This is a genomic window from Aequorivita vladivostokensis (assembly GCF_000952855.1).
GTDB lineage: Bacteria > Bacteroidota > Bacteroidia > Flavobacteriales > Flavobacteriaceae > Aequorivita > Aequorivita vladivostokensis.
In genome coordinates this window covers 108,012-133,122 of record NZ_JSVU01000006.1, presented here as the reverse complement: position 1 = coordinate 133,122, position 25,111 = coordinate 108,012, and the positions used below count along the sequence as shown (strand labels likewise).

General features: G+C 40.8%; 21 protein-coding genes. 15 read left to right on the top strand and 6 right to left on the bottom strand.

Annotated elements, in window-relative coordinates:
- Positions 1–13 precede the first annotated feature (13 nt).
- On the bottom strand, positions 14–559 hold the full coding sequence (locus tag MB09_RS10860; protein ID WP_045080944.1) for an ExbD/TolR family protein: 546 nt from the start codon (positions 557–559) through the stop codon (positions 14–16).
- Here MB09_RS10860 and MB09_RS10855 point away from each other — a divergent pair.
- Positions 519–1,316: a Crp/Fnr family transcriptional regulator gene (locus MB09_RS10855; protein ID WP_317619484.1), complete on the top strand. Its 798-nt coding sequence runs from the start codon at positions 519–521 to the stop codon at positions 1,314–1,316. The two genes, MB09_RS10860 and MB09_RS10855, sit on opposite strands and share 41 nt — an antisense overlap.
- A gap of 15 nt (positions 1,317–1,331) precedes the next feature.
- On the opposite strand, the gene MB09_RS10850 is transcribed toward MB09_RS10855, so the two are convergent.
- Positions 1,332–2,207, bottom strand: coding sequence for a pirin family protein (locus MB09_RS10850; protein ID WP_045080943.1), 876 nt, complete (start codon positions 2,205–2,207; stop codon positions 1,332–1,334).
- Positions 2,208–2,405: 198 nt separating this feature from the next.
- Here MB09_RS10850 and MB09_RS10845 point away from each other — a divergent pair, with 198 nt between their 5' ends.
- The 4 genes from MB09_RS10845 (at position 2,406) to MB09_RS10830 (ending at position 11,115) form a co-directional block, all read left to right on the top strand.
- A complete protein-coding gene (locus tag MB09_RS10845; protein ID WP_045080942.1) occupies positions 2,406–7,508 on the top strand; it encodes a translocation/assembly module TamB domain-containing protein in 5,103 nt (1,700 codons plus the stop codon).
- A gap of 35 nt (positions 7,509–7,543) precedes the next feature.
- Positions 7,544–9,808 (top strand): translocation and assembly module lipoprotein TamL, encoded by a 2,265-nt coding sequence (gene tamL / locus MB09_RS10840; RefSeq protein ID WP_045080941.1) that lies wholly within the window; start codon positions 7,544–7,546, stop codon positions 9,806–9,808.
- Positions 9,809–9,923: 115 nt separating this feature from the next.
- Entirely contained in the window at positions 9,924–10,463 is a 540-nt protein-coding gene (gene msrA, locus MB09_RS10835; RefSeq protein ID WP_045080940.1) for a peptide-methionine (S)-S-oxide reductase MsrA, read from the top strand.
- 205 nt (positions 10,464–10,668) lie between these two features.
- Positions 10,669–11,115: a cold-shock protein gene (locus MB09_RS10830; RefSeq protein WP_045080939.1), complete on the top strand. Its 447-nt coding sequence runs from the start codon at positions 10,669–10,671 to the stop codon at positions 11,113–11,115.
- Between the two features lie 72 nt (positions 11,116–11,187).
- Here the strand turns inward: MB09_RS10830 and MB09_RS10825 are convergent, their stop codons facing one another.
- Positions 11,188–11,421 (bottom strand): YtxH domain-containing protein, encoded by a 234-nt coding sequence (locus tag MB09_RS10825; RefSeq protein ID WP_045080938.1) that lies wholly within the window; start codon positions 11,419–11,421, stop codon positions 11,188–11,190.
- Positions 11,422–11,751: 330 nt separating this feature from the next.
- Between MB09_RS10825 and MB09_RS16405 the strand changes: the two genes are divergently transcribed.
- The 7 genes from MB09_RS16405 (at position 11,752) to MB09_RS10795 (ending at position 19,977) form a co-directional block, all read left to right on the top strand.
- Positions 11,752–12,891, top strand: a complete 1,140-nt coding sequence (locus tag MB09_RS16405; protein WP_240484829.1) for a GTP-binding protein — start codon at positions 11,752–11,754, stop codon at positions 12,889–12,891.
- A gap of 33 nt (positions 12,892–12,924) precedes the next feature.
- The gene (locus MB09_RS16400) at positions 12,925–13,854 is read left to right on the top strand and encodes a translation factor GTPase family protein (protein ID WP_262987128.1); all 930 of its coding nucleotides are present in this window, start codon (positions 12,925–12,927) and stop codon (positions 13,852–13,854) included.
- Between the two features lie 125 nt (positions 13,855–13,979).
- Entirely contained in the window at positions 13,980–15,548 is a 1,569-nt protein-coding gene (locus MB09_RS10815; RefSeq protein ID WP_045080997.1) for an SDR family NAD(P)-dependent oxidoreductase, read from the top strand.
- Positions 15,549–15,601: 53 nt separating this feature from the next.
- Complete coding sequence (locus MB09_RS10810; protein WP_045080937.1) at positions 15,602–15,823, top strand: VF530 family protein; 222 nt, start codon at positions 15,602–15,604, stop codon at positions 15,821–15,823.
- 95 nt (positions 15,824–15,918) lie between these two features.
- Complete coding sequence (locus MB09_RS10805) at positions 15,919–17,472, top strand: DEAD/DEAH box helicase (protein WP_045080936.1); 1,554 nt, start codon at positions 15,919–15,921, stop codon at positions 17,470–17,472.
- Between the two features lie 179 nt (positions 17,473–17,651).
- Positions 17,652–18,998, top strand: coding sequence for a DEAD/DEAH box helicase (locus MB09_RS10800; protein ID WP_045080935.1), 1,347 nt, complete (start codon positions 17,652–17,654; stop codon positions 18,996–18,998).
- Between the two features lie 46 nt (positions 18,999–19,044).
- Positions 19,045–19,977 (top strand): EamA family transporter, encoded by a 933-nt coding sequence (locus MB09_RS10795; RefSeq protein WP_045080934.1) that lies wholly within the window; start codon positions 19,045–19,047, stop codon positions 19,975–19,977.
- Positions 19,978–20,122: 145 nt separating this feature from the next.
- Here MB09_RS10795 and MB09_RS15930 read toward each other — a convergent pair whose 3' ends face one another.
- Positions 20,123–20,278, bottom strand: a complete 156-nt coding sequence (locus tag MB09_RS15930; protein WP_117624777.1) for a lmo0937 family membrane protein — start codon at positions 20,276–20,278, stop codon at positions 20,123–20,125.
- A gap of 228 nt (positions 20,279–20,506) precedes the next feature.
- Between MB09_RS15930 and MB09_RS10790 the strand changes: the two genes are divergently transcribed.
- On the top strand, positions 20,507–21,562 hold the full coding sequence (locus tag MB09_RS10790; protein ID WP_045080933.1) for an NAD(P)-dependent alcohol dehydrogenase: 1,056 nt from the start codon (positions 20,507–20,509) through the stop codon (positions 21,560–21,562).
- Between the two features lie 14 nt (positions 21,563–21,576).
- Here MB09_RS10790 and MB09_RS10785 read toward each other — a convergent pair whose 3' ends face one another.
- A complete protein-coding gene (locus MB09_RS10785; RefSeq protein ID WP_045080932.1) occupies positions 21,577–22,011 on the bottom strand; it encodes a hypothetical protein in 435 nt (144 codons plus the stop codon).
- A 167-nt stretch (positions 22,012–22,178) separates the two neighbouring features.
- Between MB09_RS10785 and MB09_RS10780 the strand changes: the two genes are divergently transcribed.
- On the top strand, positions 22,179–22,868 hold the full coding sequence (locus MB09_RS10780; protein ID WP_045080931.1) for a DUF2461 domain-containing protein: 690 nt from the start codon (positions 22,179–22,181) through the stop codon (positions 22,866–22,868).
- A gap of 74 nt (positions 22,869–22,942) precedes the next feature.
- Here MB09_RS10780 and MB09_RS10775 read toward each other — a convergent pair whose 3' ends face one another.
- A complete protein-coding gene (locus MB09_RS10775) occupies positions 22,943–23,347 on the bottom strand; it encodes a hypothetical protein (RefSeq protein WP_045080996.1) in 405 nt (134 codons plus the stop codon).
- A gap of 188 nt (positions 23,348–23,535) precedes the next feature.
- Between MB09_RS10775 and MB09_RS10770 the strand changes: the two genes are divergently transcribed.
- Positions 23,536–25,086: a bifunctional ADP-dependent NAD(P)H-hydrate dehydratase/NAD(P)H-hydrate epimerase gene (locus MB09_RS10770; protein WP_045080930.1), complete on the top strand. Its 1,551-nt coding sequence runs from the start codon at positions 23,536–23,538 to the stop codon at positions 25,084–25,086.
- Positions 25,087–25,111: the final 25 nt, after the last annotated feature.

Below are 25,111 nucleotides of genomic sequence, written 5' to 3'. Positions count from 1 at the left end.
TTTCAATTAGCAATTACAGTTTAATAATCCGAAATGGATATGCTTCCTGCACATTTTTTAATTGTTCATCGGTAATCTTATCAATATCAGTTTTTAGGAATTCAGCTACGTAGGTTTCTCGCAGTTCAAAATACGCCTTCGCGATTTCATCCTGAACGGTAATGAAACTCTGGTATGGCGCCTCGCGATGTATCGATAGTGAAATGGAAGCTTTTTTTGGATTGTCTGATGCCTCGGCAAATTGTTCGCCTTTGCAATAATTGCAGGTTTTATCGGCGTTATTGTCTATAAATGCTTTCAGATTAGCCTTCAGTTCGTCAATATTGATGGGTGTTTCGTTCGCCATTATTTCACCTTTTTCATTAACCTGAATGGTGAAAAGATTATTTTTTTTAATGGGAATGTTACAGTCAGCACCGGGAGGACAGGCTTGTGGGAGATTTCGGGCTATTCCCTTGTCATTCGGAATCATGGATGTTACCAAAAAGAATATCAAAAGTAAAAAGGCAATGTCGGCCATGCTGCCGGCATTTACGGAGGGCGAGGTAGAATTTCTCATAATTGAAAATGGTTTAGTGTTCCCTACTTCAGAAAACAAAAAAAGTGCCACAAGTATTTTTGGGAAGGAAGTAGCGCTTTGCGAAGAATATCGTAATTTTAAAATCCAAGAAATTTTGGGCAATATGATTTCAGAGAAAAGCCAATTAGAATCCGCTCCATTTTATACCTATCTCAAGAAAACCGCGGGTATGAGCGACGACGAAATACTGCGCGTTTCAGCAGATTTAAAACGTTCAAAAATTGAAAAAAGCAATCTTTTATTGGCCAAAGGCGCCATTTGCAATTATTCTTTTTTTGTTGAAAAGGGACTGTTGCGTTCCTATACGCTCGATGAATCGGGCAAGGAGCACGTAATGCAATTTGCTCCCGAAAATTGGTTTATTGTTGACAGAAGCAGTGTATATTTTAATGATGTTTCGGAAAGTTATATTGAAGCAATTGAAGACACCGAAGTAGTTTTGATTGGCGAGGACTTCTTCAATAAGGCCAATGAAACCAGCCCTGCCTTTCGAAAATTCAATGATAAATTACTGCACAACCACATAAGGCATATGCAGAAGCGGCTCAACCTTCTATTGGGCGCAACTGCTGAAGTACGCTATCTAAGTTTTATTGAAATGTACCCCGACCTTTTGTTAAGGGTGCCACAGTGGATGATTGCGTCGTATTTGGGAATTACGCCCGAAAGCCTGAGCCGCGTAAGAAAGGAACTGGCCCAAAAAAACTTTAGGCCGAGTTCAGGATATCTATCGTAACTTGCTCTATTTTTTTTATTCCAAATACCCGAATTTCCCCATATTGAAATCACTTATAGCCTGCACCAGCTCTGCGCGGGTATTCATTACCAATGGGCCTTGGGCGGCTATTGGTTCATTTATGGGTTCTCCGCTAATTACCAAAACCACTGCGCTATCAAGGGCTTCAATAGTAAAATTTTCTCCCTCGTTCTCAAAAACACCCAGACCATCGGTTTTAATTTCCTCGGAATCGTTAACTTTTATATTTCCTTCTATCACCAAAATTGCCGTGTTATAGTTTTCAGGAAAATTAAAGGTTGCCCTTCCGCCTTTGTTCAATTTTGCATTTAGCATATGCACTGGAGTAAAGGTAAATGCCGGTCCCTTTTCACCCTGATATTCTCCGGCGATTACTTCCACTGTTCCCGCATTATCGGGAAGCGCTACCTTTTTCATTTGGGCATTGGTGATGCCTTGATATTTTGGAGCGCCCATTTTTTCCTTTGCCGGAAGGTTTATCCACAATTGCACCATTTGGAAATCGCCGCCCGCTTTGCTGAAATTCTCTTCGTGAAATTCTTTATGTAGTATTCCCGAAGCGGCAGTCATCCACTGTACATCGCCTTCCCCAATTACACCGCTGTTGCCGGCGCTGTCATGATGGGCAACGCTTCCTTTATAGGCAATGGTTACGGTCTCGAAACCACGGTGCGGATGCACATCTACCCCACGGGGTCGGTCTGTTGGCGGAAAGTAAAATTTGCTGTTGTAATCCATCATAATAAATGGATTCATTCTTTCAAAACCTTCGCCCAAGGCCGAAGGAATATATTGATGAACCCTAAACCCATCCCCAACCATATGGGGTCGGGGAGGAGTCAATACGCGTTCTAATTTTCTTGTTTTCATAATATGTTATCTTTTTTAATAGCCTAAAAGTATCGAAAACAACCCCGCCGAACATTGATGTATGATAAGAAAGGACTAATCTGTTCCCTCGTGAAATTACATTTAACACAAGTTTATGCCAAATGGCAGATAGTTAGGGAGATTAGCCGCAGTATTGATAGGGAATTTTTATATTTTTGAATTCTACCAAGACATGCTTTGGAAAAGAAAAAGGAAAAGAAAACCAAGACAAGAAAAAAGTACAGGTTTTTAAGAATTCTCGGAAGGATTTTCGCGGTTCTTATTATCCTGTTCATTCTGTTGATATTATTTATCCGAAGCCCGTGGGGACAGAACATCATCGTGCAGCAAACTGTGGATTATGTCTCGGGAAAGACCCACACCAAGGTTGAAATTGAAAAGCTCTTTATTACATTCGGCGGAAATATTATGCTGAAAGGGCTCTATTTGGAAGACAAAAAGGGAGATACCTTGGTCTATTCAAAATCGTTGGAGGCTGATGTGCCGTTGCTTCCCATAATTCGCGGCAACGGAATTGGCGTAGATTATTTGGAGTGGGAAGGCGTGCGCGCCAATATAGTCCGAAAGGATTCCATAAGCGGCTATAATTTTCAGTTTTTGATTGATGCTTTCGCTTCGGCCGATACTACAAATGTTGCAGCTGATACTACTTCAGCTCCGATGGATATAGTTTTGGGTGAAATATTCCTAAAGGATTTCGATATCGACTTTAATGATGCAGTACTCGGGATAGACAGCAAATTCAAAGTAGGTTCCCTTGCCCTTCAAATGCAAAAAACCGATTTGGAAAACATGGATTTCCGTGCCTCGGAAGCTTCACTTGCAAATGCAAATATAAAATACATACAATCTCCGGTACCCTCAACTGGGGAAGATGTGCCTTTGCCGTATTTGGCAATCGATGAACTTTCCCTAAAAAATGTTTTTGTGGATTATCAATCTTACGGCGATAGGATTGCGGCAAATCTGGAAATTTCAAATATGTACCTTGAATTGGAAAAAGCCGATTTAGCTAATAATGACATTGAAATTGGTGATTTTAATCTGAAAAATTCAATAGTTACCATACAAACGGAAACGGAAGTAAACGGCATTACCCAAAAAGTTGAGGATGTTAAGGAGGATGTAAAAGAAGATATTCAGCAATTTGAGTGGCCCGATTTTAAAATTTCCATTGCTGCGGTTGATATGGAAGGAAATAACATCAATTATTTTGTTGCGAATAATCAAGTAAAACCCAACGTTTTCAATCCAAACGCCATTGCGCTGAAAAATCTGAATCTAAAGGCAAACGACATTTTCCTGAAAGACAAAAAAGCCGGTTTGCAGGTAGATGCCCTTACGTTTGAAGAGGGTTCCGGGTTAAATTTAAAGGAACTTTCGCTGCAACTGAATGCAACCGATAATTTTCTTGAATTGAACGATTTAAATCTGGCGCTGAACGATAACAAACTAAATGGAAAATTGCGCCTTGATTATCCTTCATTGGCAGCATTGATTGAAAAGCCGGACCAATCCAAAATTGCTGTGGACTTGCCATCCTTTCAATTAGACTTAAAAGAAGTCTTTAAATTTCAGCCCGAACTTAAAAAGAATGAATATTTAAGAACACTCAGCAAGAAATATGTTACTGGAAATGTTGATGCCGAGGGCTATCTTTCGGCAATTGAAATTTCGCATATGCTCGTAAACTGGGGCAATACCACACGCATTTCTGCAAATGGTTTCATTAAAAATGCCACTAAACCTGACGAATTGCAATTTGATATTCCCAGATTTTCGGCCCAAAGCAAACGTGGCGATATTATTCAATTCATTAATGAAAAAGAACTCGGCGTAAGCCTTCCACAGAATGTTTCTCTTAAAGGAAGCGCTGAAGGGAATCTTGAAGATATTTATGCCAAAGCGCAGCTTACCACCTCGCAGGGAATTGCAATTATTGATGGACATTTCAAAAATGATTCCCAGATTGCTTTTGATGCGAATATTGAGATAAAAGAATATCAACTTAATGAATTGCTTCAAAATGAACAACTCGGCGCTATAAGCCTTAACTTAAAAACGGAAGGTTCTGGGAGCACAATCAATACTTTGGATGCTACATTGGATGCCACGATTAGCAGTTTTAAATTCAATAATTACGCAATAACCGATTTAGAGATAAACGGCAAGATTAAAAATGGCGAAGGCGAAATTGTATCAGATTATAAGGATGAGAATATCAACTTAAAGCTTAACGCCGATGTAGTTTTGGATTCTATTGCCCCTAGAGCTAGTGCGCATTTAAACGTGATAGGCGCAAATCTGCAATCCCTTGGTTTAATGGCTCGAGACGTACGGACCGCTTTTAAGTTGGATGCCGATTTTGAGGCCAACAAAGATGGTTTTGACGTCATCTCAACCGTAGGGGATGGGGTCGTGGTTTATGATGATAGAACCTATTTATTGGGCGATGTTTTGGCCACTGCGCACGTGCGAAGTGACACGACCTCTATCTGGCTTGACAATAAAATGGTGGAGCTCAGTTTGGAAAGCAATACCGACCCGGCAACCTTCAGCAGTTCGGTACAGCGGCATATTTCCAGCTATTTTTCAAAAAAAGTAGAATATGCTGACACTATTCAAAACCCCGTAAAACTTGACGTTAAAGGTCAAATTGTGGAAGCTCCGGTTTTGAATGAAGTTTTTTTGGTAAACGTAAAGGAATTGGACACCATAAAAATTGATGTCGCTTTTGACGAAGCCGCCCGAAAACTTAAGGCAGATATTACAGCGCCACATATCAATTACGCGGGTAACGAATTGGACAGCCTTGCCTTTTCAATGGATACCGACACCGATAAGTTTATCTTCGATTTAGGTTTCAAAAGTTTAAAAGGCGGTCCTTTGGATATACCCCAGACAAAGGTATCGGGGAATCTGCAAAACGGCGAGATGAACCTGAAATTTAATTCCATTTACAATGATACCACCCTCATAAACATTCAGTCGCAGATTACCGGAACTGCGGAGAGGCTTCGTTTTCACATTTTGCCGGACGATCTAATTTTGGACAGGAACGCTTGGCAAACCCCGGACGATAACGAAGTTATCATTACCAATAATGATTTGGAGTTCAACAATTTCCGGTTTACTCGTAATAATTCTTCGGTTACCCTTACCCATGAATTGCCAAATGTTTCCCAGAAGCACGCGGCCATTACTTTTGAAAATTTCAAATTAAGTGAAATCCTGAATTATCTCAACCCCGCCGAGGAGCTCGCAAAGGGAAATTTGAACGGCGATTTGGCAATTGTTGAACCCTTCGGGAATGCAGGGCTTTTAGCAGATATTTCAGTAGAGCAATTGAACCTGCTTGATGTGGATCTGGGCATATTGACAGTGGATGCAAAGTCAAAGGGAGGCAACAGTTACGATTTTGACCTCGCTCTAAAGGAAGGCCAAGTAGATTTGGATCTGACGGGAGATTATATTGCCACGCAAAACGATGCAAAGCTGAATTTGGACTTGGATATAAACCAGTTCCAAATGGCCGCTTTGGAAGGGTTTACATTAGGTGAAGTAAAAAATGCCGATGGAAGTTTTTCGGGGAAATTCACCGTAACCGGAACCACAACCGCTCCAAAATACGATGGAAGCCTGAATTTCAAAAACGCGGATTTTACGGTCACAAAACTGAATGCACCATTTACCTTACGTAATGAAAATCTGCGAATAGACAACAAAGGGCTTTATATGGATGGTTTTACCGTACTTGACGAAAACCAAAATAAATTGGTAATGGATGGAACCATCGGCACCGAAAAATTTATAAATCCTACCTTCAATTTAAATTTGAAAGCAAAGAATTTTCAAGTGCTCAACGCAACTAAGGACGACAATGATTTTGTGTATGGAAAAGCCTCCTTTGATGCGGATGCCAAGCTCACGGGCGATCTGCAAATTCCGAAATTGAACGCGCAGATAAATGTAAATGACGATACTGATATTACCTATATTCTTCCCTCCTCGAGCGTAGCAATTGAAGAACGGGACGGAGTGGTGATTTTTGTAAACCGTGAAAATCCGGATGCGATTTTAACAAGGAATGCTGAAAAAACAGCCCCTTTCACAGGTTTGGATGTAGATGCCTTTTTAAAGATTGGAAGGGCAGCAAAGATCACGATCATAATCGATCAGGAAACGGGTGATAATTTTGAAGTATTCGGTGATGGTGAGTTTGATTTCAATATGAACCCTAATGGAAGGATGACGCTGAGCGGCGTATATGAGGTGGAAGGTGGCCATTACGAGATGAACTTGTACAATCTCGTAAACCGCAGGTTTGAGCTTTCGCCCGAAAGTCGTATTAGCTGGTCCGGCGATCCCTTTGATGCAAAATTGGATGTGAAAGCCATTTATACGGTAAAAGCTTCCGCCTCGCCGTTAATGGCGCCCGTTACTTCGGGAGCCGATCCTTCGGTCAAGAATAAATATAAGCAGGTGCTGCCCTTCAATGTATATCTAAATATTGATGGCCAACTCACCCAGCCCGTAATCGGGTTTGACATAAATATGCCGGAAGACGAACGAGGCGCAATCGGCGGACAGGTCTATGGCAGGTTGCAGCAGCTGAACACCCAACAGGACGAACTGAACCGTCAGGTATTTTCACTTTTGGTGCTCGGCAGGTTTTATCCCGAGCCCGGTAGTGACGGCAGCACCGGAGGATTTGCCACCGTGGCGCGCCATAACTTGAACGACGCAATTTCGGACCAGTTAAATGTGTTTTCAGATAAACTTCTGGGTAATACCGGCGTGGAATTGGATTTTGGCCTGGACAGCTATACCGATTATCAGGGAGAAACAGCACAACAAAGAACCCAACTGGACATTGCCGCACAGAAAAAGCTCTTTGATGATCGGTTAATTGTACGGGTGGGCAGCGAAGTGGATTTGCAGGGAAGCAGTTCAAATAACGAGCCCGCACCCCTTATCGGCAACGTAACCTTGGAATATTTACTCACCGAAAACGGTAGATATAGGCTGAAAGGTTTCAGAAGAAATCAATTTGAGAATATCGTGGATGGGCAGACCATTGCGAGTGGTATAGCGCTGATCTTCACCCAGGAATTCAACAAATTTGATGAATTGTGGCAAGCCTTGCTTCGTGGCGAAACCGAAAAGGAAAAAGAGCAAAAGCGAATTTTGGAAGAACAGGAAAAAAAGCAGAAGGAAGCAGAAGAGCAGAAAGAAACACCTCAACCTCCAAAGGAAGAAAAAGAAGCCGAAAAAGAATAACTTAGATATAAACAGAAAAAACAGCGTCATTTTCAGTGAAGAAAATTTTTAACATAACAGTCCTTTTTTTAATCATACTCCTCGTGCTTCAATCCTGCGCGGTGAAGAAATTCATCCCCGAAGATGAGCGGCTTTATACGGGAGCTTCCGTGGAAATTAAGTCGGATTCCGTTATCGAAAATAAAGGAAACCTTGAGGCTGTTTTGGAAGAGGCCTTGCGCCAAAAACCGAATAAAAAGTTCTTGGGAATGCGCCCCGGCCTTCATTTCTATTACAAAATGCAACAGGGGAATCCGGGATTTATAAATCGCTTCTTTTATAAAAGAATAGGGCAGGAGCCCGTTTATCAAAGCGATGTGGAGCTTTATGAGGTTGAGGAAATATTGCGGAACAGAATGGAAAACAGGGGTTTTTTCTACAGTGAAATAAGCTCACAATTTGAAGAAAAGGAAAAAGAGGCTTCGGCAATCTATATGGTAAAGGCTACAACGCCATATACTATAGCCAGCTATCAGTTGGACTCGTTGCCCCAACCCGTGTATTCTGCCATTCAGCGAAGTGTAGCGGAAACAAAGCTGAAAAAAGGGATGCGTTTTGATCTTTCAAACCTGAAGTTGGAGCGGGAGCGCATAGACCGCGATCTTAAAGCGGTCGGGTACTATAATTTCAATTCAAGTTTTTTAATATTTGAAGCCGATACCAATCAATACGATAAAAAACGCTTCGATCTTTTTCTCCGGTTGAAAAAAGAAGTGCCCAAAATGGCCATCGTGCCCTATAAAATTTCAGAAATAAACGTTTATGCCAAATATGACAGTCAAGATTCCACGGTGACCGATGTTGCCCGCTTTAACGAAAAAAACTACATCAACAGCGCAGATTTTTTCAAACCGAAATATCTGGACCCCTTTATCACTTTGGAAGAGGGAGAACGCTACAGTCCCGAAGATTCCCGGAATACCTCCCGCCGTCTCTCTACCGTTGGCGCCTATAAGTTTGTGAACATTCAATATAAGGAAGTGGATTCGCTGTCCACGGATAGTTTGGGGTTTTTGCAGGCGAACATCTTTCTTTCGCCATTGAATAAGCGTGCCATTCGCGCCGAACTTCAAGCGGTAACAAAATCGAACAATTTTGCGGGGCCCGGCTTGGCGCTCACGTATAGCAACCGCAACCTGTTCAATGGCGGCGAAACCTTGAATACTACGGCGAGTTTTGGATATGAGGTACAAATGGGCAGCGGCAGCAATAGCGGAAATACAAGTATCAATATCGGGTTGAAATCTGAACTTATTTTTCCGCGCGTTATTTTCCCCATTAAAATTGATACGGATTTCTTTGAATATGCCATCCCGAAAACCAAGACAAGTTTGGGCGTGGATTACCTAAGCCGGACAAAGTTATACACCCTGCTTTCGGGCACCGCCCAGTTTGGATATATATGGCAGGCCAATAAATATGTTACGCACGAGATAATTCCCATTTCGATAAACTATACCAAACCTTCTAATACGACACCGGAATTTGACGAAATTTTAAATGAAAACCCATTCTTGAAACGAAGTTTTGACCAGCAGTTTATTTCTGGGCTAAACTATTCCTTTACCTATAACGGCATGGTGGATGCTTCCAAAAAGCACCAATTTTTTCTAAATGCCACGGTAGATGTTGCCGGAAACAGTATCAGTCTTTTTGGGAAAGAAAATGAAATGGGCAAGAAAGAATTTTTAGGATTGGAGTATGCCCAATTCGCGAAGTTTGATGCCGATGTGAGATACCATTTCAACTTTGGGAAAGAGCAGGTTATTGCAGCCCGGCTCTTTGGCGGCTATGGTTATGCCTATGGTAATTCTGATGTAATTCCGTATGTAAAACAATACTATTCTGGAGGGCCGTATAGCGTTAGGGCTTTTAGGATTCGCTCTTTGGGGCCGGGAACGTATAACGATGCCGACAATCCCAACAATAATTATTTTGACCAAACGGGTAACATACGTTTGGAAGCAAATATTGAATACAGGTTTCCCATAGTTTCCTTTTTTAAGGGCGCTGTTTTTGCCGATGCCGGAAATATCTGGAATTCAGAAGCCAATCCCACCTACGGCGGCACCGATAAATTCACTTCCAATTTTATAAATGAACTGGGCATGGGCGCCGGTGTGGGGCTGCGTGTAGATATTCAAGGCTTTGTATTGCGTTTTGATTTTGCCGCGCCCTTCCACGATCCGGCTACCGAAGAGGGCTTCAATTTTGATGTGAATGAAACCGTTTTCAATTTTGGAATTGGCTATCCCTTCTAAACTAATATTTCGGCATAAAATTAATGAAAAGCACAAAAACTCAGGTTTAACAATACTTTAGATAGTTACCGCAACGCAGTAATTATCTTTGGAAAGCCTATTAAAAAATTATGATATGAAAGAAGAAAATTTAGAACAGATGACCGTGGGAGGCGGGTGCTTTTGGTGCTCCGAAGCGGTTTTCGATGAGATAAAAGGGGTTGAGAAAGTGATTTCAGGCTATTCCGGCGGAAAGGTGCCGGGAACGCCGACCTACCGTGAAGTTTGCAGCGGCCTTACCGGCCACGCCGAGGTAATCCAAGTTTCCTTCGACCCCACAGTGGTTTCTTATGAAGACCTGCTCGTTATATTTATGACCACCCACAACCCAACTACGCTGAACAAACAAGGGGCGGATAGGGGAACCCAATATCGATCGGTAATCTTTTACCATAATGAAGAACAGAAAAAAATTGCCGAAACAGTTTTAAAAGAAATGGCACCCTATTTTGACGATCCGATTGTAACGGAATTGAGCCCTTTGGAAAAATTCCATCCAGCGGAAGCACACCATCAGGATTACTATGCCAACAACCAAGGCCAAGGTTATTGTACTGCAGTTATTTCGCCAAAACTTGCCAAACTTAGGGAAATGCACGCGGATAAATTGAAATAGATTTAAAAATAGCGCGAGCGAATACTTACGTTACAATACTTTAACCCTTTTTGTGATTTTAATCACTCCAATTACCGTATCTTTGGAAAAATAGGATGATTATTATTTAAAACCCATCTAGGTAAAACAATAGAAAAGAACATTTCATATAACTAATTCAAGAGTCATCTGCCCACGTGGATGGCTTTTTTTATTCAAAAAATACATGGCAAAATCGCAACAGACATATAGTAAAAAGGAAAAAGAAAAAGCAAAACTGAAAAAACGGGAAGAGAAGCAAAAGAAGAAGGAAGCTCGAAAAGCCGAAAAAACTCCGGGTATAGATTTCGTGTATGTGGACCATAACGGAAATTTGACCGACACTCCCCCAGATCCATCCTTAAAGCCTGAGATTGAGGCAGAAGATATAGTTCTCGGAATTCCGCCAAAAGAAGAGGGCGAGCGCGAGGCTTTTGACCCTGTACGAAACGGAAAAGTTTCATTTTACGATTCCTCCAAAGGTTTCGGGTTTATAATTGATGATGAAAATAATGAGAAATATTTTACCCACGTGAGTGGCATTATAGACGAAATAACAGAAAATGATGCCGTGTCCTTTGAACTGGAAAAAGGCCAGCGCGGAATGAACGCAGTAAAAGTTCAAAAAATATAATCTTCGTTATATTCTTAAATTAAAAAATCCCGCTTTTTGCGGGATTTTTCAATTTATAAACTCTCTAGCATTTTAATTTGCTAAATCGTTAGCTTCCTTTTTGGCAGAATTTTTAAGTTGGTCATATTTACCTGAAATGGTTTCTTCAACATCCTCTACCTTTTCCTTGATTTTTCTGCCAGTCTCGCTGGCTTTATCCTTTAGTCTTTGTTTTTCCTGTGGCGACATGTTTTTGTATTTCCAAAATGCAAATGCGCCCGCTGCTACTCCTAGCAGTGCTAATAATCCTTTTCCTTTATTGTTCATGTTGTTTTTTTTTAGTTTACGTGAAGATACGGCTTTACCTTACCCTAACATAATTATAAATTCACTTTAATAAATATTTAATAATAAAGGATTTAATAACTAAAAATATTCATAATGTTTCTGAACGGTTTGTCGAATAGGAAATTTATAATGTGTGTCATTTTTCAAAGTGAAAATAATTATACATTCAGATTTTCTTGAATTAATTCCTTAAATTTAAGAACCCAAAAAATTAAAAATAATATATGGACAACGAAAAATAGGCAAGTCCAAACCAACAGTGTTTGGCGCATTGCATCTGAAGAAGTACTAACCAAAATTTTTAAACAGATGAAAATATATGACGACAAACACATCAAAAACGTAGTCTTTGTAGGTGCCCACAATAGCGGGAAGACTACTCTCGCCGAAACCATGCTTTTTGAAGCTGGGCTCATAAATCGGCGGGGCACGGTTGAAAACAAGAACACAGTTTCGGATTATCACGAAATTGAGCACGAGCGCGGCAATTCAATCTTCGCCACCCCGCTCCATACCGAATGGCGCAATTTCAAAATTAACATTATAGATACGCTTGGCCTGGACGATTTCATTGGCGAAATCATTTCCTCCATCCGCGTGGCAGATACCATTGTTATGGTTCTAAATGCACAGCATGGCGTGGAAGTAGGCACCGAAATTATTTGGAACTATATTGACAAATTCCACAAGCCCACCCTTTTTGTAATAAATCAAATAGACCATATAAATGCCAAATTTGAGGAAAGTCTCAAAAGCATAAAAAAGTTGGTAGGCAAGAATGCTGTGCAAATACAGTATCCTTTGCTATTAAATGGTGCGCAGTGCATTATAGACGTCCTAAAAATGAAAATGTACAAGTTTAAGCCTCAGGGTGGCAAACCAGAGAAGCTCGAAATTCCGAAAGATCAAATGGAATGGGCCAAGGAACTAAATAACGAATTGATAGAAAAAGCTGCCGAAAATGACGAACCATTGATGGAGCTTTTTTTTGAGAAAGGCACCTTGAACGAAGACGAAATGCGACAAGGAATAAAGGCCGGAATGCTGAACCACGAACTCTTTCCCGTATTCTGTGTATCCGCCTTAAATGATATGGGTACCGGAAGATTAATGGGCTTTATAGACAACGTAGCACCTTCTGCGGCCGATTTAACGCCCGAACAAAGTATTGATGGCGAGGAAATAATTGCGTCCAAAGAAAACCCCACGGTGCTCTTTATTTTCAAAACGGTTTATCAGCCCAATTTAGGCCAGATTACATTTTTTAAGGTTATAAGTGGAGAAGTCAAATTGAATGACAAACTCATAAATTCCAGAAACGATGAAACCGAAGTAATCAACCAGCTTTTCATTATGGATGGAAAGGACAGGCAACCCGTAAATAAACTAACAGTGGGAGACATCGGCGCAACGTTGAAATTAAAATATACTGAAACGAATGACACCTAAACCGCTGCGAAATTTCCCGTTACCGTAAAACCGATCAAATTTCCACCTTCAAAAATCAAAAAAGCGGTTTTTGCAGTGAATACAAAAGACGAGGAAAAACTGAGCGAATCGTTAAGGAAAATACATAGCCAAGATCCTACCGTACAAATTTCCTTTTCTTCGGAAGCGAAACAACTTATTTTGTCGTGTCAAGGAGAACTCCATTTAGCTACCATAGACTGGACGCTGAAGAATATTTATGGGGTAGAAGCACGTTTCGACAAGCCGAAAATAGCTTTCAGGGAAACCATTCAGCGATCTTCCACTTCTAATTACCGACATAAAAAACAATCCGGCGGTTCTGGGCAGTTTGCCGAGGTTCATCTAAAGATTGAACCTTGGTATGAAAATATGGAGGAGCCCCAAGGTTTTAATATTAGAGGCAAGGAAGAAATGGATCTTTCCTGGGGTGGGAAATTAATTTTTTACAATTGCATCGTCGGCGGCGTGATAGACCAGCGCTATCTGCCTTCCATAATGAAAGGTGTTTTGGAAGTTATGGAAGAAGGTCCGCTCACCGGTTCCTACATACGGGATGTTCGGGTCATGGTCTATGACGGTAAGATGCACTCTGTGGATAGCAATGATATTTCCTTTAAAATTGCTGGCGCACACGCTTTTAAGGAAGCATTCTTAAATGCCAATCCCAAACTTTTGGAACCGGTATTGGAACTAACCGTAAAAGTTCCGGAGGAAATGGTGGGCAATGTAATGACCGACTTACAGGCGCGACGCTCCATGATACAAGGAATAGAGAGCAATAACAATTATCAAGTTTTAAAATGTTTGACACCAGAAGCAGAACTCTATAACTTCTCTACAGATTTGCGTTCGCTCACCCAGGGACGGGCTACTTTTAAATCTTCATTTTCAATGTATCAAGCTGTTCCTGCCAATATTCAAAAGGAGTTGGTAAGTAAATAGAAAACTGGCTTATACTATTTGGGGCAAAATGTTTTCCACGTTCAAACTGTGAGTATATTTGCCGAAAATTTAATATGTCACAAGAAAAAGTGTCAGAGATTAAGCTTGCCGTTGGGAAAGATGGGATGGAGGCAGTGCCGGACATTTCTGGATTGGCTAAAAACGGAACGATAGATGAAACCGAAATAGCAAGGTGTATTGCCATTCTGGAATATTTGAACAGCAATACCGATCAAATATTTGAAATTCCCAAGGAACAGCGCACGGCCTTAATAAAGGCTTCGGGACAGCTTTCGAGACCGAACCGCGATGAGTTTTCCCGAAGAAAAAAAGATGCAAAAAAAGCCGAAAAACGAAAACAGGCAAATAAGGATCGAACCGCAAGAAAAGAAACCGGTATTAGAAGCGCGCGCGAAAACATAGTTTTTGTAGCTCCAAAATTGCTTCAAACCTCGGAACTTTCTTCAAAAAAAGAACTTGAACTTGAAACCCCGCGCAATTGCTATGTCTGCAAGACACTTTATACCAAGCTTCATCACTTTTATGATACTATGTGTACCGAGTGTGGCGATTTCAATTATGCAAAGCGTTTTCAAAGCGCGGATTTAACTGGACAAGTTGCAGTGCTAACAGGTTCCCGCTTAAAAATCGGTTATCATATTTCTTTGATGCTGCTTCGGGCGGGCGCTACCGTGGTCGCTACCACGCGGTTTCCGGCAGATTCGGCCTATCGCTTTGCACAGGAAGAAGATTTTCATCAATGGGCAGACCGTTTAAAGATTCACGGTCTGGATCTTCGGCATATTCCGAGTGTTGAAATTTTCTGCAATTATATTGAGCAGAAATATGAAAATCTTGACATACTTATTAATAACGCCGCCCAAACCGTGCGAAGGCCCGCAGCTTTCTACCAACATTTAATGGCCCGGGAAGAGATGCCTTTGGAGGAACATCCGCAATTTGTGAAGGATTTGCTCAAAGATCACATCAATTGTTTGCACGAATTAAAAACCATCAGTACAGAGATGGTGAAAAATTCAAATAAAAATTTACCCGTAACTTGGCATGGTGCAGAACCGGGAATCGGCATTCGAGCTTCGGCAAAACTCTCGCAGATTCCTTATAGTTTTGACAATTCCTTGAGCGCAAAGGAAGTATTTCCCGAAGGAAAATTGGATGCGGACTTGCAACAAGTCGATCTTCGAAAAACCAATAGCTGGCGTTTAAGGCTTGGTGAAATTGAAACTACGGAAATGATTGAGGTTCAGTTAGTAAACTCAATTGCGCCTTTTGTGCTTTGTAACCGTTTGGGCGAAATTATGAAGAAGCAAAATACAGGTAAAAAGCACATTATAAATGTTTCGGCGATGGAAGGGAAGTTCCATCGTTTTTTCAAGGAAGATCGCCACCCACATACCAATATGGCCAAGGCCGCCCTCAATATGTTGACGCATACGGCAGCGGGAAGCCTTGCAAAGGAAGGAATATATATTAATGCAGTTGATACGGGTTGGGTAACCGACGAAGATCCGGTAGAGCTGGCAAAGCGTAAAATGGAGCTGCACGACTTTCAACCGCCGCTGGATATTGTTGATGGGGCGGCCCGCGTAATGGATCCGTTAATTGATGGTATAAATACCGGTAAACACTGGAGCGGAAAGTTTTTAAAGGATTATAGGCCAATAGATTGGTAGTTCTTTTCAGAATAAAAATGAAAGACTAAGCGAAACAATTATTACAAATTATTATGGATAACCAACAACCCAATAATCCTTTGCACGGTATTAAACTTGCGGATATTCTTGAATTTCTGGTTGATTACTATGGCTGGGAGGTTTTAGGTGAAAAAATAAGGATCAATTGCTTTAACAGCAACCCTTCCATCAAATCGAGCTTAACATTTCTTCGAAAAACCCCTTGGGCCCGAGATAAAATAGAACAACTTTATCTCAAGACAAAGCAGAAATAAACCATCGGAAAATTCCTGCATAATAAATTTCTTAAAACTTCGTCCAAAACCTACAAAAGGGTGTAGTTTTGCAAAACTTAAAAAATGGGGTTTTTATGACAGAGATACAAGACGCAATTCAAGAAAAGAAAACAGATAAAGAGCTTTATAGCTACCAAAAAGGAGCGATTGATAAGATTTTCGAGAAATTTGAGACTGCGCCGGATGATTATCATCTGCTGTATCAGCTTCCTACTGGCGGTGGAAAAACGGTAATATTTTCTGAAATAGTCCGTCAATATTTAAAGATCCACAACAAAAAAGTGCTTGTGATGACCCATCGTGTGGAGCTTTGCAAGCAAACTTCAGAAATGCTTACCAGTTTTGGGGTGGTAAACAAAGTGGTGAACAGCACTGCAAATCTCGATGATCAAGAAAAGTACAGTTGTTTTGTCGCGATGGTGGAAACGCTTAATAACCGTTTGAACGATAATAAATTGGACATTTCGGATATAGGCCTTGTTATCATTGACGAAGCGCACTATAACTCATTTACAAAACTTTTCAAATTTTTTGAAAAGTCCTTTATACTTGGTGTTACAGCTACTCCTTTAAGTTCCAATCGTAGCCTTCCTATGAAGGATAATTATGACGAACTCATTGTGGGCGAAAGTATTCAATCCTTGATCGAAAATGAGTTTTTGGCTGAAGTGGAAGTCTTTCAATACAATATGGGGCTAACTTCACTGGAGATTGGCTCCAATGGTGATTATACCGTAAAATCCTCGGATGATCTTTATTCCGCCGTCGGAATGCTTGACCAATTATACCAAGCATATTTAAATCATTCTAAAGGGAAAAAAACCCTGATTTTTAATAACGGTATCAATACTTCCATTCAAGTATATTATCATTTAAAGGCCGAAGGTTTGCCCATTATGCACTTGGATAATACGGCTACCAAAAAACAGCGGAAACAAATTTTGAAATGGTTTCGCGATACGCCGGACGCTATTTTAACTTCCGTAAGTATTTTGACCACAGGTTTTGACGAACCTACCATTGATACCATTATTTTAAATAGAGCAACCCGTTCCTTGACGCTTTATTTCCAAATGATTGGTCGAGGTTCGCGTATTTTGAACAATAAATCGAAATTTTCCGTGATTGACCTTGGGAACAATTATCAGCGTTTTGGCCCGTGGGAAGCGCCTTTGGACTGGCAGGCAATATTCCGCTCCCCTGATTATTATATGGACAGACTGTTGAGCGATGAGGAATTGGAAAGCCATTTCAGGTATGAAATGCCCGATGAGCTACGCGCTGAGTTTGCCAATAGCAAGGAAGTGTATTTCGACATAAAGGAAACTTACCAAGAGGCAACCTTTAAAGGTGAATCGAGCAAAGTGGTTTTGGAACGGTCTATTGCACAGCACGCCTATATTTGTATAGAAAACAGCGAAGATGTTTACGATGCGCTTGGATTGGCAAAAATGCTGGGCGACGATATAGATCACCGAATTGAGAAGTACTCGCAGTGCATCAGTAAGAGCACCCACAATTTCATCAGCTGGTTGAAAGACGATTATCGCCTAAAATTACGCAGTTATCTGCGGGATAATTTTGATACCGTTTTTGAAGAGATTCACGGGCATCCGCCGGAGGATTAGGGTTCGAGATTCAAGATTCAAGGTTCAAGATTCAAGATTTAAAATTCAAAATTCAAAATTTAAGATTTAAGGAGGGATTTTAAGTTTATAAGAATTAAAAGTTCAATCCACAAATCCCGAATTAACGAATCCCAAATCCCCAATTAACAAAGCGTTATATTTACAACAAACTTTTTTCCATGGAATCATTCAACGAGTTTAATATTTCCAACCAACTGCAGTATGCCATCGCCGATTTGGGTTTTGAAAAACCCACGCCCATACAGGTGCAGTCGTTTTCGGTAATCATGTCGGGGACCGATATGGTCGGGATTGCGCAAACGGGAACGGGAAAAACATTTGCCTATATGCTCCCCATTCTTCAGGATTTGAAATTTTCGAAGGAAATAAACCCGCGCGTTCTAGTAATGGTTCCCACTCGGGAGTTGGTTTTACAGGTGGTGGAAGAGATTGAGAAATTTGGAAAATATTCATCAATTAGAGTAATCGGGGTTTTTGGCGGAACCAACATCAACCGCCAAAAGGAAGCCGTTGCCGAAGGAGCCGACATAATCGTTGCCACTCCGGGGCGATTGTATGATTTGGTGGTAAGCCGCGCGCTTCAGCTAAAGGCCGTAAAAAAAGTGGTAATTGATGAAGTGGATGTAATGCTCGATCTGGGCTTCCGGTTTCAGCTTACCAATATTTTGGAGCTGCTTCCCAACAAGCGCCAAAACATTATGTTTTCGGCAACGATGACCGATGATGTAAATGTGTTTATCCACGATTTCTTTATTGCGCCTACTACAGTATCGGTGGCGGTAAGCGGAACGCCATTGGAGAATATTTCGCAATACGCTTACAAGGTTGAGAATTTTTATACAAAAGCCAATCTGCTGAAACATTTGCTTCAGAATGAAAGCGATTTCAAAAAAGTACTCGTCTTTGTTCCGAATAAAAAAAGTGCCGATTTGCTTTTTGATATTTTGGATGAATTCTTCGGAAGTGAAGTTGCCGTAATCCACAGCAACAAAACACAGAATTACAGAATCCGTTCCATAGAAAACTTCAATGCCGAAAAAACGCGAATCCTCGTAACGACCGATGTTATGGCGCGCGGTTTGGATTTGGACCAGATAAGCCACGTTATCAACTTTGACGTGCCCAACTTCCCCGAAAACTATATGCACCGCATAGGCCGTACCGGAAGGGCAGAGCAGGAGGGAACTTCCATTTTGCTCTACACCGAAAAGGAAGAGGATGCAAAGGCGACTATCGAAACCTTGATGGATTTAAAAATTAAAGAATTTGAATTTCCAAAAGAAGTAAAGATTTCAAAACAGCTCACCTTTGAGGAAAAACCCCAAATAGTTGAAATCAATAACCCCACCAATGTAGAGGAAGCTGGACCCGCTTTTCACGAGAAGAAGGAAAAAAATAAAAAGGAAAATCAGGGAGGTTCTTACAAGCGCGTAATAAAGCAGAAGTACAAAAAGCCCAAAACCAGAGGCGATAAAAATTTTAGAAAGAATAAACGTGGGAAATAAATTCCTAATTTCAAGTACCAAACCAAATTAACCACAAACGAAACCCTTGAAGCCAGAAACAAGAAACCCCGTTTTAATAATTCTTGCCTTTTTCTCCATTTACGTTATTTGGGGAAGTACGTATATGCTCAATAAAGTGGCCGTTGCGGAATTGCCGCCGTTTTTTTTGGCCTCTATTCGTTTTACCTCCGCTGGACTTCTTATATTTATAATTGCCAAAATTATGGGGAAAAGCCTTGCCATTACCCGAAAGCAATTTATAAATGCATTTATAGTGGGCGTGTTGTTTCTTTCCTTTGGAAACGGCATTATTGTTTGGGCACTAAAATATGTAGATAGTGGGTTTGCTGCCTTGGAGATTTCTGCGCAGCCTTTGGTGGTTTTGCTTCTTATGTGGCTACTACAGGGCAAGCGCATCAAGCCAATGTCGTTGGTGGGTGTGGGCCTGGGAATTATAGGAATTTTTCTGCTCGTTGTACAAAAACAACTCATTGCCCAAGAGGGAACGGTATTGGGAATGGTGATGATATTTGCCTGTATGCTCAGTTGGGCCTACGGCAGTCTTTTCGTGGGTAAAGCGGATCTTCCCAAGAATTTCTTTGTAAATACCGGATATCAAATGTTTACTGCGGGAATTACCCTTGCCGTTGCTAGTTTTCTCTTTGGGGAAGAATGGATTGCGCCAAAGCAATGGGAAGCCCCCGTGCAATGGAGTATGGTATTGCTGATTATTTTTGGGAGCATCGTGGCCTTCACTTCCTTCAATTATCTGTTAAAAACGGTATCACCAGATAAGGTTGCTACCTCCACCTATGTAAATCCTATTATTGCCCTGATTTTGGGCTGGTATGTTTTAAATGAAGAAATTACTACCCAATCCATTGTAGCAGCAGCCGTGCTTTTAACCGGGGTATATTTCATAAATACAAGCAAGACAACCCTTACTCTGCCTCGGTTTTCGGGAAAGATTAGAAAGTAATCTATACGTATAACAATTTCAATAGTATAATAATCATTTTCTCAAGTGCAATGCCCTGTAACGGAGTATTTTGAAATAAGACTTCGAACCAGAATTATAAAAAAACAGGATTTTTAAACTAAATTAAAAACCCTGTTTAAGCTTATTAAACCTTGCGGCCACTAAGTAGTTTGTAGATTACCATAATTACTGCAATTACCAGCAATATGTGAATTATTCCGCCAATGGCAGGAAATATTAAAAACCCGAATAGCCAACCGATTACCAGTAAGACTACAATTATCCATAAAATGTTACCCATGATTTTGTTTTTTTGTTAGTTAGGTGAATGTATCGGTTTTACGTCATTTTTCTTGACTTATTTACATTTAATCATAACTCATTTAAAAGTGAAGTAGCCAAAGGTATTAACACGGCCTTAACCTGAAATAACTTCAAGGGTGAATATCTTTACGGAAATAAATCGGATTGTGCTGATTAAAAATTTTGGCACACATAAATTATAAATCCTAAAAATATAAAACAATCAATGACTACAACTGTAAAAGCATACGGCGTAAAAAGTGAAAAAGCAGAACTTAAACCGATGGATATAAAGCGCCGTGAGACGGGCGACGATGATGTGGAAATAAAAATCACCCATTGTGGGGTCTGCCATAGTGATATTCACACCGCGCGTAATGAGTGGGGTGGAAGCACCTATCCCGTAGTGCCCGGCCACGAAATAATTGGTCGTGTTACAGCAGTTGGAAAAAATGTCCATAATTTCACGGAAGGTGATATTGTGGGAGTAGGCTGTCTAGTAGATTCCTGCCAAACCTGCGCACAGTGCAAAAACGATTTGGAACAATTCTGTGAAAACGGAGCTACCTTTACTTATAATAGTGCGGATAAACATTTAGAAGGCCAACAAACCTATGGCGGATATTCAACAGATGTTGTAGTAAATAAAGAATTTGTACTGCATATTCCAAAAAACTTGGATCCGGCCGGAGCAGCACCTTTATTGTGTGCGGGTATAACCACCTGGTCGCCGTTAAGTCACTGGAAGGTGAAAAAAGGTGACAAGGTGGGAGTAATTGGCCTTGGAGGTTTAGGTCATATGGGGATCAAATTTGCTAATGCTTTGGGAGCTAATGTTGTAATGATCACCACTTCACCGTCAAAGGCGGAAGATGCAAAAAAGCTTGGCGCGCACCAAGTGCTTATCAGCAAGAATGAGGAAGAAATGGCAGAGCATCGAGGCAGTTTTGATTTGATTCTTAATACAATTCCCGTAGGCCATAAAATGGATCCATATATAAATCTATTAAAGGTAGATGGAACGATGGTGCTTGTAGGAGCGGTAGAACCTTTAGAGCCTTTCCACGGAGGTGGTATTATTATGGGTCGAAAGCGCATAGCAGGTTCGTTAATAGGAGGCATAAAAGAAACCCAAGAAATGCTCGATTTCTGCGGAAAGCACAATATTGTTTCTGAAATTGAGATTATTGATATTAAAGACATTAATGACGCATACGAACGCGTTGTAAAGGCTGATGTGAAATATCGTTTTGTTATCGATATGGCTTCGCTTAAAAACTAATCTTTGGTTTGTTCTTAAGTAAGCCACCCATTGCGTGCCGCGCCCATACTATAGAAATATTCAAAAATTGCAAGTGCGATTACTATGAGCGGCATAAAAAGCGACTGCGGCCCAAGCTTTTCTATAGTGCCCATAGCAAATATCCAATATAATTGCAGAATTAGCACAGCGATTAAGGAGAGCAGGAATACAGCAACTGCCAATTTTTTACGCATCAGTAGAAATACACTTGCCAATAGTCCGGTAATAACTGCGAGTCCATACACATACATACTCCATATTGGAGCGCTGGCCATAATCTCCACTTGTTCCTGAGGAAGAGTGGCCCTTACTTCGTCGGTTATTAGGAAATATTCGTAGAGCCACAAATAAACTCCTATTAAATTCCATAGTAGGGCAAAAACGGCAATAATCCAAAATGCCGTATTTGGTTTTGTAGTCGTATTCATATTTAGTTGGCTTTAATGTTGTTGATGTAAATTTAGAGTTTTTTCCTGTAAAGTGTATTATGTAATTATCTTTATCAAGAAAAGGATTGGTTTTCAACTCATAATTTTCATAGTTATCCTAAAAGGTGAACCCCTAACATTTCATATCTTTCCACAAAATCTGAAATATGACTCCAGTAATTCCCAAAACGGCCTTCGATTTTCTATTAAGACTAAAAGAAAATAACAATAGAGAGTGGATGCAGGAACATAAAAAAGAATATTTGGCCAATGAAAAGGCGCTGAAGGAATTTTATGCCGCAGTGGAAAAGGAACTAAATACCACAGATGAAATTGACAAAATCAAAATTTTTCGTATCAATCGGGATGTACGGTTCACCAATGATAAAACACCGTATAATGTGCACCGGAGCGTAAGTTTCAGTAGGTCAGGAGCGCACCGAAGAGGTGGCTATTACTTGCGATTGGAACCTGGTAATAGTTTTATGGCGGGTGGTTTCTTTGATCCCAACCCCGCAGATCTTTTAAGAATACGCAAGGAGTTTGAAATGGATAGTTCAGAAATACGCGATATTTTGAATAAAAAGGAATTCAAAAAAGCATTTGGGAATTTTAATCAGGAATATGCTGTAAAGACCGCGCCCCAAGGATTCAGCAAAGACGATGAAAACATAGATTTAATACGTTTAAAGAGTTACTTCGTAAACCATCCCTTTACCGATACGGAAGTATTTTCACCCGATTTTAAAGAGAAGTTGATCTACCATTATCAACTGCTGCGGCCATTCTTCAACTATATGAGCGATGTTTTGACAACAGATTTAAATGGGGAATCCATTTTGGAGGGTAGCCGGTAGCACGGTTTTGCCGATAGTAGTAATCTACTTCGATAAATCAATTTCAAGATTACTACCAACCCTACAATATTATATTATGCAAAATCGTATTCCAAAAGCTGGATATTGCTTTTCAATCGTTCCTTAACTATGTCCATCATCCGTTTGTTCAGCGCAGATGAGTTTTGGGTATAGATTTCAAATTCCTCCAGCGTAAACTGACCTATGATGATGCCTTTGAGCGAATTCCGAAATTTCATATCCTTATGGATAGCGTTTTCTATATAATCCAACCTCTTTTCTATGGTAAGGTCGTAAAATACATTTTTGTGTTTTGCCACATAATTCCGAAAAACCGCCAACAAAAGTTCATTCTGAAGCTTTGCGACAGGCCTCAAGGTTTTATTCTGAAAACATTCATCGGCAGACATGGTGGGGTTAATTTTGGCCGTGGGAATTTCTGGGCGCATACGGAGTAGTAAACTATCTCGTGTTTCCATTGTATGGTTTTTTCTAAAATTAGAAAGAATTAAAGGCATTTGGGCAGCATTCACAATTAGTTATAAACGTTCTTTTCAACAATGCCGATGAAGTTGTTATCTTTGGAAAAAACGGTCGCTCCTCGGACCTTTTACGATTAAGAAAACATGACGGAAGCCCATAAGTCGCAAAAAATTGAAATAGAAAGATGAAAATATTTTCAGCAGAACAGTTATACGAAGCCGATAAAGTAACGGTTGAAAAGCAACAGATAACTTCAGAAGCCCTGATGGAGCGGGCAGGAATACAAATATTCAATTGGCTGCATCAACGCTTGAATGGAGCTCCCGTGCCCATTCGCATTTTTTGCGGAATTGGCAACAATGGCGGCGATGGGCTGGTAGTGGGGCGTATGTTGATCGAGCACGGATATAATGTAATTGTCTATGTGGTAAATTGCAGCGACAAGCGCTCGAAGAACTTTCTGCTCAATTACGATCGAATTAAAAACGTAACCAAAAAATGGCCCATCCTTATGAAGGGGGAGGATGATTTCCCTGAGATAAATGCCGAGGATATAATTGTGGACGCCATCTTTGGAATAGGATTAAACCGTTGCCCGGGCGGCTGGGTAAAGAAACTCATTCAATATTTAAACGAAAGTAGCGCATTTAAACTGGCCATTGATATTCCCAGTGGATTATATCCCAATGCGCCATTGGAAGATACGGAAGCGGTACTGAAAGCAAACCATACCCTCACCTTCCAAACCCCCAAACTAGCTTTTTTTCTTCCAGAAACGGCGCCTTATGCATCAAATTTTGATGCGTTCGAGATAGGATTGGATATCGAATTTCTGCAAACAACTGAGCCCTTGGCGCAACTTATTGGGAAATTGGAAGCACAGAGATTCTACAGGCCAAGGGAAAAATTTGACCATAAAGGAACTTACGGCCACGCGCTCATTGTCGCGGGAAGCTACGGAAAAATTGGCGCCGCAGTTTTGTCAACCACCGCTGCATTTAGGATTGGAGCAGGGATGGTTACCGCTTTTGTTCCCAAATGTGGTTATTCTATATTGCAGACCACGGTGCCTGAGGCCATGGTTGTTACCGATAGCGAAAATGATTATTTAACGCAGCTTTCCATAGAATTTGAGCCTTCCGCAATGGGCATAGGAATGGGAATCGGTAAAAAGGAAGCTACGGTCAAGGCTCTGGATGGAATCCTCAAAAGTAAAAAAGATATTCCTATGGTGTTGGATGCCGATGCCTTGAATATTCTTTCGGAAAAGAAATCAATGCTGAAACTGCTTCCGAAGAATACGATATTGACCCCACATCCGGGAGAACTGAAAAGACTGATCGGTGACTGGAAGAATGATTACGACAAGCTTGAAAAGACAAGGCAATTTTCAGAAAAATACGAAGTAATAGTAATTATAAAAGGAGCTTATACCGTCACGGTTTATGGGGAGAAGCTCTATATAAATACCACGGGCAATCCGGGAATGGGAACTGCCGGAAGCGGCGACGCCCTATGTGGGGTAATTACCGGGTTGCTTTCCCAGGGATACGATCCCTTGCTGGCCTCTGTATTTGGAGTATATATGCACGGCCGTGCGGGCGATATTGCCGCGGGACAACTGGGTTATGAAGCGGTGATGACCGGTGATGTTATTGACAATCTTTCGGAAGCATATCTGGATTTATTTGCTAGACAGGAACCAAGCACAACGGAACCGGATGAAAAAAAATAGCCACATATTCAAAAGTATCTTAAAT

Excerpts from the sequence above, each read along its gene's own strand:
- MB09_RS10815 (WP_045080997.1), top strand. The coding sequence starts at position 13,980 with ATGGAGGCAGTGCCGGACATTTCTGGATTGGCTAAAAACGGAACGATA.
- MB09_RS10825 (WP_045080938.1), bottom strand. The coding sequence starts at position 11,421 with ATGAACAATAAAGGAAAAGGATTATTAGCACTGCTAGGAGTAGCAGCG.
- MB09_RS10775 (WP_045080996.1), bottom strand. The coding sequence starts at position 23,347 with ATGGAAACACGAGATAGTTTACTACTCCGTATGCGCCCAGAAATTCCC.
- msrA (WP_045080940.1), top strand. The coding sequence starts at position 9,924 with ATGAAAGAAGAAAATTTAGAACAGATGACCGTGGGAGGCGGGTGCTTT.
- MB09_RS10790 (WP_045080933.1), top strand. The coding sequence starts at position 20,507 with ATGACTACAACTGTAAAAGCATACGGCGTAAAAAGTGAAAAAGCAGAA.
- MB09_RS10800 (WP_045080935.1), top strand. The coding sequence starts at position 17,652 with ATGGAATCATTCAACGAGTTTAATATTTCCAACCAACTGCAGTATGCC.
- MB09_RS16405 (WP_240484829.1), top strand. The coding sequence starts at position 11,752 with ATGAAAATATATGACGACAAACACATCAAAAACGTAGTCTTTGTAGGT.
- MB09_RS10830 (WP_045080939.1), top strand. The coding sequence starts at position 10,669 with ATGGCAAAATCGCAACAGACATATAGTAAAAAGGAAAAAGAAAAAGCA.
- MB09_RS10810 (WP_045080937.1), top strand. The coding sequence starts at position 15,602 with ATGGATAACCAACAACCCAATAATCCTTTGCACGGTATTAAACTTGCG.
- MB09_RS10770 (WP_045080930.1), top strand. The coding sequence starts at position 23,536 with ATGAAAATATTTTCAGCAGAACAGTTATACGAAGCCGATAAAGTAACG.
- MB09_RS10780 (WP_045080931.1), top strand. The coding sequence starts at position 22,179 with ATGACTCCAGTAATTCCCAAAACGGCCTTCGATTTTCTATTAAGACTA.
- MB09_RS10805 (WP_045080936.1), top strand. The coding sequence starts at position 15,919 with ATGACAGAGATACAAGACGCAATTCAAGAAAAGAAAACAGATAAAGAG.
- MB09_RS10850 (WP_045080943.1), bottom strand. The coding sequence starts at position 2,207 with ATGAAAACAAGAAAATTAGAACGCGTATTGACTCCTCCCCGACCCCAT.
- MB09_RS15930 (WP_117624777.1), bottom strand. The coding sequence starts at position 20,278 with ATGGGTAACATTTTATGGATAATTGTAGTCTTACTGGTAATCGGTTGG.
- MB09_RS10855 (WP_317619484.1), top strand. The coding sequence starts at position 519 with ATGCTGCCGGCATTTACGGAGGGCGAGGTAGAATTTCTCATAATTGAA.
- MB09_RS10860 (WP_045080944.1), bottom strand. The coding sequence starts at position 559 with ATGAGAAATTCTACCTCGCCCTCCGTAAATGCCGGCAGCATGGCCGAC.
- MB09_RS10785 (WP_045080932.1), bottom strand. The coding sequence starts at position 22,011 with ATGAATACGACTACAAAACCAAATACGGCATTTTGGATTATTGCCGTT.